This is a genomic window from Sedimentibacter saalensis (assembly GCF_007830175.1).
GTDB classification, from domain to species: Bacteria; Bacillota; Clostridia; order Tissierellales; family Sedimentibacteraceae; genus Sedimentibacter; species Sedimentibacter saalensis.
The window spans coordinates 176930-190889 of record NZ_VLKH01000006.1 but is presented as its reverse complement, the minus strand read 5'-3'; the positions used below and the strand labels follow the sequence as shown (position 1 = coordinate 190889).

Annotated in this window: 13 protein-coding genes; 2 read left to right on the top strand and 11 right to left on the bottom strand. The window is 35.5% G+C overall.

Annotated elements, in window-relative coordinates; translation table 11 throughout:
* Positions 1–244: 244 nt before the first annotated feature.
* The 8 genes from ftsH to LY60_RS11830 form a co-directional block, all read right to left on the bottom strand.
* A complete protein-coding gene (gene ftsH / locus LY60_RS11865) occupies positions 245–2056 on the bottom strand; it encodes an ATP-dependent zinc metalloprotease FtsH (RefSeq protein ID WP_145084020.1) in 1812 nt (603 codons plus the stop codon).
* Between the two features lie 116 nt (positions 2057–2172).
* Positions 2173–2712 carry a hypoxanthine phosphoribosyltransferase gene (hpt, locus tag LY60_RS11860; RefSeq protein ID WP_145083951.1) on the bottom strand — a complete coding sequence of 180 codons (540 nt, stop codon included), beginning with the start codon at positions 2710–2712 and terminating at the stop codon, positions 2173–2175.
* A complete protein-coding gene (gene tilS / locus LY60_RS11855) occupies positions 2705–4090 on the bottom strand; it encodes a tRNA lysidine(34) synthetase TilS (protein WP_145083947.1) in 1386 nt (461 codons plus the stop codon). Before tilS ends, hpt begins: the two co-directional genes overlap by 8 nt.
* A gap of 265 nt (positions 4091–4355) precedes the next feature.
* Positions 4356–5936: a PP2C family protein-serine/threonine phosphatase gene (locus tag LY60_RS11850; protein WP_170226202.1), complete on the bottom strand. Its 1581-nt coding sequence runs from the start codon at positions 5934–5936 to the stop codon at positions 4356–4358.
* A gap of 83 nt (positions 5937–6019) precedes the next feature.
* Complete coding sequence (locus tag LY60_RS11845; protein WP_170226201.1) at positions 6020–6475, bottom strand: FtsB family cell division protein; 456 nt, start codon at positions 6473–6475, stop codon at positions 6020–6022.
* Complete coding sequence (gene yabQ, locus LY60_RS11840; protein WP_145083938.1) at positions 6426–7037, bottom strand: spore cortex biosynthesis protein YabQ; 612 nt, start codon at positions 7035–7037, stop codon at positions 6426–6428. Before yabQ ends, LY60_RS11845 begins: the two co-directional genes overlap by 50 nt.
* 6 nt (positions 7038–7043) lie before the next feature.
* On the bottom strand, positions 7044–7316 hold the full coding sequence (yabP, locus tag LY60_RS11835; RefSeq protein ID WP_145083935.1) for a sporulation protein YabP: 273 nt from the start codon (positions 7314–7316) through the stop codon (positions 7044–7046).
* Positions 7317–7466: 150 nt separating this feature from the next.
* Positions 7467–7925 (bottom strand): hypothetical protein, encoded by a 459-nt coding sequence (locus LY60_RS11830; protein WP_212633481.1) that lies wholly within the window; start codon positions 7923–7925, stop codon positions 7467–7469.
* Positions 7926–8095: 170 nt separating this feature from the next.
* Between LY60_RS11830 and LY60_RS11825 the strand changes: the two genes are divergently transcribed.
* Positions 8096–8653: a sigma-70 family RNA polymerase sigma factor gene (locus LY60_RS11825; protein WP_145083930.1), complete on the top strand. Its 558-nt coding sequence runs from the start codon at positions 8096–8098 to the stop codon at positions 8651–8653.
* A gap of 4 nt (positions 8654–8657) precedes the next feature.
* Entirely contained in the window at positions 8658–8801 is a 144-nt protein-coding gene (locus LY60_RS11820; protein ID WP_019228443.1) for a YvrJ family protein, read from the top strand.
* A 223-nt stretch (positions 8802–9024) separates the two neighbouring features.
* Here the strand turns inward: LY60_RS11820 and iadA are convergent, their stop codons facing one another.
* From iadA to LY60_RS11805, 3 genes are all read right to left on the bottom strand, one after another.
* Positions 9025–10167, bottom strand: a complete 1143-nt coding sequence (iadA, locus tag LY60_RS11815; RefSeq protein ID WP_145083927.1) for a beta-aspartyl-peptidase — start codon at positions 10165–10167, stop codon at positions 9025–9027.
* An 11-nt stretch (positions 10168–10178) separates the two neighbouring features.
* Positions 10179–11606: a Na+/H+ antiporter NhaC gene (gene nhaC / locus LY60_RS11810; RefSeq protein WP_145083923.1), complete on the bottom strand. Its 1428-nt coding sequence runs from the start codon at positions 11604–11606 to the stop codon at positions 10179–10181.
* A 199-nt stretch (positions 11607–11805) separates the two neighbouring features.
* Positions 11806–13815, bottom strand: coding sequence for a sigma-54 interaction domain-containing protein (locus LY60_RS11805; protein ID WP_145083920.1), 2010 nt, complete (start codon positions 13813–13815; stop codon positions 11806–11808).
* Between the last annotated feature and the right edge of the window lie 145 nt (positions 13816–13960).

Sequence of the window (13960 nt, the reverse complement as noted above, 5' to 3'; positions counted from 1 at the left end):
CCGTATTGATAATTCAATAATTTTGATATTTCCGGGAGGGCACGAGACCCTCCCCTACATACTGGAATAAAAAATAACCGAATCATTGCAAAGTGGTTGAATTATCAAGATGTAGGGGCGGATCTTGTAAATACTAATTAATTTAATAACCTTGTCATAAAAATAAGGGATGGCTAGCCATCCCTTTATTCATTCTTAATTCTTAAGCGGGAGGACACGAGGTCCTCCCCTACACATTGGTATTTTACGCTTCTTCAAAAAGCATTTCAAATTCTTTTCCTGTTATAGTTTCCTTTTCAAGAAGAGCCTGCGCAACGCGCTCAAGCTTTTCCATGTTTTCGCTTAACAGTGTTTCTGTCTTGTGATATGCATTGTCAATAATTCTTCTCATTTCCTTGTCTATCTTTGCAGCAACTTCTTCTGAATAGTTTCTGATTTTATTGAAATCTCTTCCAAGGAATACTTCATCATCATTAGTTCCGTATGCCATAGGTCCAAGCTCATCACTCATACCGTAGGTAGTAACCATGGCTCTTGCAATTTTAGTTGCTCTTTCAATATCGTTTGAAGCTCCTGTTGAAATATCATCCAGTACAAGTTTTTCTGCAACTCTTCCTCCAAGAAGTCTCACTATGTTTTCTTCCATTTCCATTTTAGAAGCATAGGAACGGTCTTCCTCAGGAAGGTACATTGTGAATCCTCCTGCACCGCCTCTTGGTATTATGGTTATCATGTGAACAGGATCTTTGTTTGAAGAAAGTCTTGCAACAACTGCATGGCCTGCTTCATGATATGCAGTGAGCTTTTTCTCGTTTTCGTTTATTACTTTGCTTCTCTTTTCAGGTCCTGCAATTACTTTTGTTATTGCTTCTTCTATAACGTCCATTGTTATGAGAGTCTTGTTATGTCTTGCAGTCAAAAGAGCTGCTTCATTCATTGCATTTTCCAGATCTGCCGGAGTGAATCCCGGAGTTCTCTTTGCCACAACTTCCAAATCAACATCGTCTGACAATGGTTTTTTTCTGACATGTACTTTTAGTATTTGTTCTCTGGCTTTAACGTCCGGAAGACCAACGTGAACCTGTCTGTCAAATCTGCCCGGTCTCATGAGTGCCGGGTCAAGAATATCAGGTCTGTTTGTTGCAGCTATGATGATTATTCCTTCGTTGCCTGAGAAACCATCCATTTCAACCAAAAGCTGGTTCAATGTCTGTTCTCTTTCATCATTGCCGCCCCCAAGGCCAGCGCCTCTTCTTCTTCCCACAGCATCAATTTCATCTATGAATATAATGCACGGAGCATTTTTCTTTGCCTGGTCAAATAAATCTCTCACTCTTGAAGCACCCACGCCTACAAACATTTCAACGAAGTCAGAACCGCTTATGCTGAAAAACGGAACTCCTGCTTCTCCGGACACGGATTTTGAAAGATAAGTCTTTCCAGTTCCAGGAGGTCCCACTAAAAGAACTCCTTTTGGTATACGGGCTCCAAGTCTCACAAATTTAGCCGGATTTTTAAGGAAGTCAACTATTTCACTGAGTTCTTCCTTTTCTTCATCCAAACCTGCAACATCAGCAAATGTAATTTTTTTGTTTGGATCATCTTCCTTGACCATCTTGGCTCTGCTCTTGCCAAAGGACATGGCCTTGCCTGTTCCTCCGCCCTGTGACTGTTTCATGAACACATACCACAAAACTCCCAGAAGAACAAGCATTCCTATGGTTGGAAGTGCCTGAACCCACAGAGGTGTTGCCGGTACTGGCTCCCCTTCAATTGTTATTTCGCCTGCTTCAACCTTTTCAGCAAGGTACTTGTCATAAAAACTTGAAGAAAACAAGAACACAGTTGGAACATAAGAAGTAAATTTAGAGTCATCCTTGAATACCCCGTTTACTTCGCTTTCAGTGTAGGAAAGTGATTTTATATTGTTATTTTGTATTTGAATTATAAGCTCGCTGTAGCTTATGCTTTGTTCTTCTGCTGCTGGTTCAACCATGCTTTGCACCAGCATTATTATTACAACAAAGATAAGTATATACATTGCGATGCTTCTCATAAATCCTTTCAATTAAAGCCTCCTATTTGTCATAAGACTATCTGATGATAAAATTGTATCACATATGTTTTTACTTTACAATTAATTTAGTAAAAGATGTAAATTTTAGTAACAGTTTATTTTGTGTAAACTTCTTCTTTCAATACTGCTATATATGGAAGATTTCTGTATTTTTCAGCATAATCCAATCCATATCCCACAACAAACTCATCAGGAACCTGGAATCCAGTATATTTTATATTTAAAGAAGTTGTTCTTCTGTCTGGCTTGTCAAGTATTGTGCATATTTCAACTGACTCAGGACCTTTGGCTTTTAAATTTTCAGTAAGATAGGACAATGTGAGACCTGAATCTATTATGTCTTCAACTATAAGTACGTTTCTTCCTTCAATAGACTGATTTAAATCTTTTAAAATTCTTACAACCCCTGAAGATTGTGTGTTAGAACCATAACTTGAAATTGCCATAAAATTAATTTCAAGAGGCAAATCTATTCTTTTCATCAAATCACTTACAAATAGCACAGCTCCCTTTAAAACGCAAACCAAAAGCAAATCCTTGCCCTGGTAATCTTCCGTGATTTTAGCTCCAAGTTCTTTAACCTTAGCCTGAAGTTCATCCTCCGTAATTAGTATTTTCTTAATATCCTTATTCATTAGTGCTCCTCCCTATGGTAATGTTTAATATTTTTTTTGTTGAAGATGACACTTTATAACTGTTGTGGATTCTGAAGTCCTCTAGCCATAATATATTTTCATCATCTGCAATTATCAGTTTACTGTCTCTTTCTTCTGCAGGAATTTTTAAATCTATAAAAATATCCTTGATTTTCTTGTTCCAAGTGTTTCCGCAAGGAACAATTGTATCCCCTGTCCTTCTGTTTCTGACAGTGAGATTTCCTTTTATATGATCAAAATCCAGGTTAATACTTTGACTTTCCCTTATGTCAACTTCGGAAATATCTTTTACGCTGCAAAGCACTGTCTTGCCTGTTTCTTTGATAAACAGGGGTTTATCAAGCTCTATTGCATATTTAAACTCCGGAATATTTTCAACAATTTTATTGACTATAAAATTATCATAGCTGATTTCAATTGTAAAGCCCTCGGACAAATTAATTTTTTTGCCTGTGGACCCTGTTTTGATGAAATCAATGGCATAATCTATATGTTTCATTTCAACATTTACAGTGTTGCCCTTGAGCTGCTCGATGGATTTTCTTATGACTCTTCCTGCTTCGCCTTCATCCATGTCCTTTAATTTCTGCAAATTTAAAACAATTTTGTTTTTGTCTGCATGAACCAAGGCTTCACAAAATTTAATCTCAACATATTTATCTATGATTTTTTTGTCTCTTTCCATTGTTTCTGACAGTCTGTACAAAGAATTTTGAATATTGGGATTAAAATTTTCCTCAAGATATGGAATTAAATTTAGCCTGATTTTGTTTCTGCCATAAATTGCCTGAGTATTTGTAATGTCAATACAGAATTCAAAATTATTTTCGCGAAGGTATTTTTCTATTTCAGATCTTTGAACATTAAGCATTGGTCTTATTAAGTCGTCCTTCACAAAGGACATGGCGCACAGGCCGTCAATTCCTGTACCTCTTAAAATTCTCTGCAGCACTGTTTCAGCCTGATCATTGAGATTGTGGGCAACAGCTATTATGCCTCCGCCAACTTCACTTAAGTTTTCTCTGAAAAAGTTGTACCTGAGAATTCTTCCTGCTTCCTCTTCAGTAACTTTAAGCTCCTTGGCATAATCCGTCGCATTTTTTCTTTTTACAAATAGCTTTACACCATAGTCTTCACAAAGAGAACGAACAAAATCTTCATCATGCTGTGCATCCTTGCCCCTGTACATATGGTTTATATGTGAAGCATACAAATTAAAACTTAAGCTTTCCTTTAATTTTCTTAAGTTATGAAATAAAAAAACCGAATCCGGGCCGCCGGACAAACCGATAAGCACATTGTCCCCGGCTTTGATAAGCTGTTTTTGGATTATATTTTCTTTAACCAAATTATACATATTATTCCTCTTTTATTTGCATAGGATAAATTATACCATAAAATAAAGAAATTAAAAATATTTTTTGTAAAAAAAATAAATATTGCTTATTTATCAATATACCCTGAAATTTAAATTTAAATCAAAAGAATGAAAGCAGTGCTTTCACTCTGGTTTATGGCTAAGTATTTCAATAATGTAGGGGAGGACGTCGTGTCCTCCCGCAGATAATATATCAATAACCCCGGGCGGACAGTAATCCGCCCCTACAATTTGTGGAAAACTATTACCCTATTTTTGTAACAAGAACCGTCATATCGTCAAATACAGAATCCTGGCCTCTCAGGGCATAACTTAATATGGAATTTGCAATTGTTTGAGGATCCTTGCCTGCAATGAGTTCCAGATATTTGTCCAGATTTTTCTTTTCATCCATTCCTATGGAGTCTGTTATGCCATCTGTAACCATTACAATTATATCTCCTGCTCTTACTTCCCTCTTGAAGGAACTGTATTCAAAATTGTCCAGTATACCCATTGGAAGGCTCTTGCCTGATATTTTGTCCACAGAATTTTTGCTTATAATGTAAGTTGGAGCTGCACCAGCCTTGTAAAGCCTTATTTCCTTAGTCCCATAATCAATTATGTTAAGGTCGAATGTTACAAACCTTTCATCTGTTAGCTTAAGCATTAAAATTGAATTTAGTGTTCTTAAAATTTGCTCCTCTGAAAAATCCGTGTATAAAAATTTAGACAATAAATCAACGGCTCCGGTGCTCTCCATGAAAGCTTCATGACCAGAGCCTATTCCGTCGCAAAGAACTGTGTAATACTTGTCTAGCCTTCCTGCATAGGCAAAGCTGTCACCTGATACACTGCTTCCTTCCTTTGTGGCAGAAGCGCTGTATGTTCTAATTTTTATTCTCTTTATATTTTTAAACTTCAGCACATAGTAATTAGGTGATGCTATAACCCTTTCGGTGCATTTCAGTTTCACACCGCACACGTTTCTAACTATGAGTTCCACTGCAGCTTCAGCCTCATCAGAGGATTTTTCAGTTTTTACAGTAATGCTTAGTGCAATTGTATTTTTGTTTGAAGAAATCACTTCAAAATATTTGACACTAATGGATTGCCACAAGAGCTGCTCTTTTATTTTTGTTTTAGCCTTTTCCGAAAATATATCAATATGTTTTCTTGCAGAATATAAATTAGCACTTGATTTGTCTTGTGCTTCTAAAGCAGAAGCAGCTTCCTCCCTCGCCCTATGGAGATACACTATGTTTGCTGTATCCTTTTTCTCACTGTCAGCAATTGCGGTGTCTGCTTTTTTTGTTCTTTTTCTGTGAAAATCTGTATTGAACGAACCTGTTTTTATTTTTACTGCAACTCTGATAAATTCATTTGTCAGAATAATTGCACTGAAAACAAACAGTGTTTCAAAGGCATTGAGCATGAGACCATTCCAATTGAATCCTTCTGCTGCCAGAATTGTTGTCTTTGACACAAACAAAACAGAAGCAGAATAAGAAGCTGCAAGAACAATGGACTTTTTATCTTCATTTCTGAATCCATAAAAATATGCATAAATAGCTGTAAGCATTATAATATAGGTATAATCAAACCTAACTGATAAAATAGCGGCTATGGTTGTCCCAAGCATCACAATTGAGCTGCCCTTCAAGTAGGAATACACGCTTAAGGCAACAACTGAAAACGGAAATATTTCATCAATAATATTTTGTCTTGCAGCAAAAAAACACACCAAAAACAAAAACCAATTTTTCCTGATGTGTTTAATTTCATTGCTAATTATATTTTCCAACAAACTTAAATTGAATTTTTTATCATCAGCTTTTCCAATCATTTCTTCCACCCCTCGCATTGTTACTAATATAGTAGCAGAAGCTGATTGTAAAATACTGTCAAAATATGCAATGTTTTAAATTATTAATCCTGCAAATCTTTTTCAAAGCCGATTCCTCGTATTAACTTGTTGTCATTTTTGTTTTTATCTATGTAAATTGTTTCATTGGGCTTAACCATTTTATATTGATCTCTTGCTATTTTTTCGACCAGTTCAAGCAAAGCTTCCTCATTGCTCATCTTGGCAACATCATCTTTAAGCTCATTAACTTTCTTTTCAACTTCAGCCTTAACCAGCATTTTCTGATCAATTTCCTTGTTGAGGTCACTTAGCATCTGATATTGAGAGAATGCAGTATATGCAAAGTACATCAAAAACACAGTGAACAAGAAATTCACCACATTGAGCTTTCTTTTCCTTTTTACCGGAGCAGCAAACTTTTGCTGTCTTTTTTGTTCTTTGATTTCACGTTCTTGTCTTCTGAAGTCTTCATGGTTTATTTTTTTCTTTAGTTCTATTATTTTTTGATCTTCGTTCAATTGCATGCTCCTTTCTTCTTTTGTATTTAAGCTTTTGATTTCGTTTGCTTTGCTTCTTTTTATTATACATCAGTTTTCTGTTTTTGGAAATCTTTTTTGCTTTGAATTTGTAAAATTTATACCTTTTTTTTGCATTAATGCACGTTTTTTGCCACTTGACCCTAAGAGGAGTCAAAAGAACTGCAATTTTTCCTGCAAGAATCTTAATTGGTTTTATCATGAATAAGTAAACTCTTCTTACTATTTTTATAAAAAGATCCACAACAAAAATGAAAGCTTTCAATATATAATTGCTTATTCCGTAAAAATACAACAGTGCACCGAGAACAAATCCAAGCAAAATGAACATTCTCACATTTCCGTAGCTTACATAAAAAATTAGTTCCAAACTTATGTAAATGCTTACAATCCAATACAGCAGGTCACCAAGAGCAGTTCCCACGGCACCCATTTTAACATAATGCCTGACAAGCCTGTATATGTCCCATATGAAGCCGAGAAGCATTCCACCCATAATGGCCACAACAAGCATGTATTCTTGAGTGTATGGTAAGAAATCCATAAGAACCTACTTAAACAGCTTCTTAACCAAACTAGTTTTTTCTTTCTGTCCTTCATAATCGGAATAAATAAGCGAATTAATAACTCCCTTTACAACAAGCTTTCCTTCTTCCACATTAAGCTTGCTTATGTTTAATTTCTGCCCCTTTATTGTAAGCTTTCCCTTAGTTGTTATGAGAACAACAGTTTCGTCATTGAAGTTATCAACTCCATCAACTCCTGTAACATTTAACAATTCTTTATTTTCAAGCAACAAGCTTTGTGTAGTTTTCTCGTCCATAAAATCCCCCCTGTATCATTATAATAGATTATATGATTACAATTTTATTTTTATGAAAAATTTGATTTTATACGATAAATAAACAAAGGATTTTTGCATAGCAAAAATCCTTTCTGCAATTCTTAATTCTTAATTCTTAGCTCTTCATTCTTAATTCATTTTGTGTTTTTCCCTGTATATTTCCTTTGCAAGCCTGGCGTTAAGAATGTTTCTTTTTATTGTTTTAACGCTTTGTCTTGTTTGAATTATTCTGCCTGATTTCATGAGTATTGCAGCACTGTCTTCTTTTTGAAACACCTGCTTTATTGCATTCAAATCAACAAACCCGTAAGCAGCATCATGTTTGAACATGGGTTCACGGATGTTGATGTATATGAACACAAGATTCTCGTTTATGACAATTGGCACCTTGTTGGTTATGCCGAGTTCTTCACCGTAATTAACACGGTTGTGATACAAGCTTATATTGTAATAATCCGCCAAATTTTTTATACATGTTTCGATTGCGGCACTTTTTACATAAGAACCATCAGCTGTGACAATTTCCGTACAGTTACCTATATCCTTCACATATACGGGAAGCATTGCTTCAATTTCGTTGAATTTCATTTGATTTTCCATAAAAAACATTTCCTTCTGACTTGATTTTCATTGAAATTTTCACATTGTATATTTCATGAAAACATATCATTTCACCATCCATTTAAGCCCCTTACTTACTTTTACACCCAAAAACATTCATATATAATTAAGCTATAAAACAGAAAGGAGCTGAAAATATGGATATTGATATTAATCATATTATTCAGCAGTCTTTAAAAGGGGACAAGAATTTTCAGGAAATTCTTCTAAAAAGACTCCGTCCTCTCATTTATAAAAATATATATAAATATTGGGATGTGTGGGATACAGAAGCTGAAGATATGGCTCAGGAAGGGTATATTGTGATTTTAATGTCGCTTAAAACCTTTGACAGCAAAAAAAATGTCCATTACCTCCATTATATTAAGACTAAACTTGAGTACTTCTATAAAAATCAACACAGAAAATCGGGTTTTAGAACAAATGTATCAAGTTTGCAGGAAGCACTTCATGAATATAAAACTGCATCATCACTTAGCTCAATTGAACGCATAGCAGATCAAGAAGAAAAATATGATCTTATGAAAAGCATACAGAATCTTTCTTCTGAAGAACAGAAGATTATATATTTATACTACTTTTATGGACAATCAATGCAATCTATTTCGATGAATCTTGGAATCAAATACGGCAAAGTCCGCTCACTAAAAAGACAAGCACTGTCAAAGCTCAGTATTCAAATGTGCAGGAGGTGAATTTATGGAAGATTTCATCAATTTACTGGGCAATTTCGGATTCCCCATTGCAGTCACAGCATATTTGCTGGTACGCATAGAATCCAGGCTGACACAGCTTACAGAATCAATCCATGAGCTAACAACAGCAATTAAAAGCATGAAGTAAAGAATTCTCGAACTTATTATAAGATGTTCTTGTTCAAAACAAAAACTGACACCATACGGTGTCAGTCATGTTGATGACAAAGTAACTTTAGACGTTGTCATTCTGAGGGCGTAGCCCGAAGAATCTCATATTTTCAATAAAGATGAGATCCTTCACTATCGTTCAGGATGACTGCGTCAGGGTTTGTCAATAGTCTAACTGACCAAAAGGTGTCAGTATCTTTTTATTCATAAGTACCTTTCACTTCAATTTTTCCTGCTGCAAACATAACTTTTCCATTTGCTATAACCGTATCTATTTCTAAATTTTTATCCAGCAGGAGCAAATCTGCATCGGAATTTTCACTTATAAAACCCTTCTGCGGATACTTTTCCAGTGCTTTTGAAACATTGGATGTGTAAAACATCAATGCTTTTTCTATGGTAAAATTCAAATTTTTCACCATGAATTTGAATTCTTCGAAAAGGCTTTTTACTGAAGATACACCTATTTCTTTTAAGTTCCCTACACTGTCATAGCTTGACCAGCTGCCGTAACCGTCGGAACTTATTGTGATATTTTCAAGAGGCACATTGTTTTTCTCAGCTTCTATTATTGCATGAGATGGAGATGTTTCTTCAGATATGCCGCATGTAAGGTCAATTATCCCGCCTTTTTTTGCAAAATCAAATGCTTCCTTAAGCAGCTCTTTTCTCCTGTTCACATGTGTGGGCCTTATGGTTTTTACAGGAATTTCTGTTTCCTCAAGAACCTCGTTTATCAAACCAAGTCCCTTTTTGCCGTTTCCCATGTGTGCAACTACAATTCCTGGTTTCCCTGACAACATACCTGCCACTCTTGCATCTGATGCAAGACGTGCAAGTTCATGATTTGATATGCTTGCAGATCTGTGGTCTGAAAGAGCAATTTTAACTCCAAGAATTTCCTCCACATACACTATGTCTTTTTTAACAGAATCAGTTAATGTCTCAGAAGGAAATCCGTATGACCCCGTAACTGCATAGACACTTATGCCTTCTTCTTTTAAAGACTTTGCCTTAGCTATTAAGTTTTCTACACTTCTTGTTGTGGAATCAGTTCCAAGAAGTCCAACTACAGTTGTAATTCCTCCCTCAATGAGCTTGGACAATGTAATTTCCGGAACTCTGGTTTTGAAACTTCCTTCTCCCCCGCCGCCAGTTATATGAACATGGCAGTCAATAAACCCAGGCACAAGTTTTTTGCCAGTTCCGTCTATTACACATATTTTTTTGCTGAAGATGCTTATTTCATCATCAATCAACACAATTTTTCCCTTTGCTGTAAGAACATCTTTTGTCCCGATGTATTCAGGTGAATATACATCAACATTTTTTATTAATATCATTGTAAACTCCGTTATTTGTTTTTCTTTGCTGGATCAACATATGCTATTCCAAAGCCTGTAAAAGCAAGTATTATTGCAAAAATTATACCTGTATAGTTCAATACTGCCCAAGGAAGATATTCTAATGTCTGAACACCAAGGGTTGCAGTCATATACGCTCCTGCAGCTGACCACGGAATCAATGGAACCAATACAGTACCAGAATCCTCCAACGTCCTTGAAAGATTTTTAGGCTGCAGGTTGTATTTTGGATAAACTGAATTGAACAATTGTCCAGGAAGCAATATAGACAAGTATGAATTTCCTGTTACAAAAGCAACTGTAAAGCATGATGCTATTGTTGAAACTATTATTCCGGAAGTAGACTTCACTTTTTTCATAATTGATTCAAGAACTACATCAAGCATTCCTGTGGCGCTCATAATTCCTGCAAAACCCATAGCACAGAAAACCAAGATTGTTGTTCCTGCCATTGATTCTGCCCCTCCTCTGTTAAGGAGCGTCAGAATATCCTTTGATATTTCTCCTTCATAGCCTGTCATTGTAACGTTGAATCCTTTGATTAAAGCAAGAAATCCGTTTTTAAGAGTAAATCCCTGAGATACAATTCCTATGACAACTGCTGTCAATGCACTTCCAAGCATTGTAGGTATTGTAGGCCATTTGAGCAATGAACCTGCTATTATAAGCGCTACAGGGATTAACAAGAATATATTCCAATGGAACATCTGATCCAACGTTCCCTGAAGTGCAGCTACAGTCTCAGCAGGGCTGCCAGTTCCTGAGGCACCAAGGCCTGCTACAAAATAAACCACAAGCGCAACTGCTGTTGCTGGGAGTGTTGTATAAAGCATGTGCCTTATATGATCGTATAAATTTGCTCCTGCAGCCAACGGTGCAAGGTTTGTTGTATCTGACAGAGGTGAAAGCTTATCACCAAAATATGAACCGGCAACTACAGCACCTGCTGCAGCTGGAAGAGAAACTCCCAATCCTCCGGCAATACCCATTATTGCAACACCTATTGTTCCCGCAGAACCCCATGAAGTTCCGGTTATTGTGGAAAACACTGCTGTTATAAGAAATGCTGTTACAAGAAGAAATTTAGGATTTATTATTTCAACTCCGTAATAAATAATCATAGGTATTACTCCGGAAAACATCCATGCCCCTATAAGAGCTCCAACACTCCACAATATTAATATTGCAGGCATTGACATTGAAATTTTTTCTATGATTCCCTTTTGCATTTCATCCCAGGAATAACCAAGCTTGATTGCAATAAAACCAGCAACAAATGCCACAAGAATTAGTATGGGCTCTGCTTTCATCTTCATAATACCAACCCCTACAACAAGTGCCACCATCATGAACACTATGGGTGTCACAGATTGTGCGAATGTAGGCTTTTTCTTAACTTTGTTTTTAATATTTTCCATTTTACACTCCTTGTTTAATTTTATAGTTCCATTAGTAACAAGCAATTATTGTGCCAAATTACAAAATTAAATCAGGTGTTATTTTTTGCTTAATAATCAAGACTTCTTAGGTGTTGACAAAAACTTGATTTACACACTGCTGCACATAAATGTTCTATTCAGGTTTTTATAAACCATAAGCCGGTTAATTTTAACCGAGTTACTTATAAATTTCTGCCAGAGTTTTTTCACCAAGCTCTGTTATTTTAGACCCTTTGCTGCCATCATCATTTATAAGCCCCATATTTTTTAAATCAGAAATAATTCTTCTTATTTTTCCTTCTTTTATATCCATGCCTTCCTCAATAGCAATTTCAGCAATTTTAGCTCTTCCAACCGGCATATTTTTATTCTCTGAAAATTTCCTCAGCACCCAATCTTCATATTCATCCAAAAAAATACGTCTTTCTCCGTTCACATCATGCATGTAACTGTGAAGATGGTTCAATGATATCTTTTCTCCCTCATAAATCAACATAAGATACTCTATAAGATTAATGAGTTCCCTCACATTGCCCGGCCATTGGTATTTATTTAAAAATTCAATTGTTTCCTGTGCAAAAAATTCATTGAGGGACTTTATTTTCTTGTCATCAAGGTTAATATTTATAAAATATTTCAGCAGAAACTCCACATCTTCTTTTCGCTTGCGAAGAGGTATTGTTTCCAAAGGCAGTATGTTTAGCCTGTAGAACAAATCTAGTCTGAATTTATTTTCTTTTATAAGATCAAGAAGATTCTTGTTTGTTGCAGAAATTATTCTTACATCAACTGACAGTTCATCTGCAGAACCAATTTTTCGAATTCTTTTTTCTTCAAGAACTCTTAAAAGCTTTGCTTGTACATCGACCGGAACATCCCCTATTTCATCAATGAATATTGTTCCTCCGTCAGCAATTTCAAAAATTCCCATTTTACCGCCTTTAACAGCTCCAGTGAACGTACCTTCCTCATATCCGAACAATTCAGCCTCAACCAGGTTTGAAGTTAAAGTTGCAATATTAATAGGAACAAAAGATTTGCTGCTTCTGTAAGAATTCATATGTATGGCCTGTGCCAGTATTTCTTTTCCAGTTCCATTTTCTCCTGTAATAAGAACTGTTCCGTCACTTTTGGAAAATTTTTTAGCTCTGTTTATCATATTAAATACATTATTATTAATTGTAAGATAATCATCAAAATTGTGAAGATTTCTTTTGACATAAGAACTTGCAGTAAAACTTGTTTTTATATCTGTTTCATTTGAGCTTTTATTTATTTTGACAGAAATTACAAATCCATATCTTTTCGAAAAATTCACCTGACGGACATTAATGGACACTTCCTTGTTTTCAATCTTTGCCTGGAATGTGCTGTTGTCCTTCAGTTCATTTATCGGGGTTCTTATAATGTCCTGAAAGTTTTTCTCCAATATGCACTTTTTCTTAAGACCGAGTATATACTCAAATTTGGAGTTAATACTCATGATTATGCCATTACTGTTAACAAATGCCACACCATAGTCAAGTGTGTTTACAATCATTTGGAGCATTTGCATAGATTCATTGCTTGTTTTTCTGCTCTCATCAATCTCTCTTGAAATTTCAACTATATCTCTTATGTAGTCTGTAATCAGGCTGTCTTTTAGGAATTTGTCAACATCAAGAATCCTTGTTATTTCATGAATAGTCTCTACATCCAGAATTCTCGACCCTATGTCAATAAGCTTTTCAGGCTTGTAAGGAGCCAGCTGGCCTTCTCCCGGAGTTATTGCTGTTTGCAGCTGAGGAAATGATGAACACCCTGGATAGTAAGCATTGTACCTTACATGATCCAATCCAAGTTCATAAAGCTGTTCAATTGCTTCTTTTGTTGATTCATAGCTGTCGTTTATGAACAAAACATCTTCATCATATTCAATGCTTATGATTTCTTTGATATTTTTGTGATCAATAACCCTTTTGGCAACTAATGTTGGCACACTGCTGTCTATATATCTTGAAGCTCTTATTAAAAAATGTGCACTTGTAAATAAAATTAAATCAGCATCTGCCTCCTTGGATTTCATTTCAGAAATCAACATATTATCTACCTCAACATATTTCCCCAAAAGCTGGTTAAGCTGATTAAGTATTCTAATACCGGTATTTCTTCCTTCGCTTACAACCAATATCTTCTTAATTTTTATCACACCTTTGCATTTTTTTGTATTATATCACGACCATATTTAAAGAACAACCGTAATTGACGCAGCACGTTCATATTAAAATAGGCTGGCATTTTTATCCTCTTCATGTTAATATGTTCGTATAGAATTGTTTTATATTATATAGCAG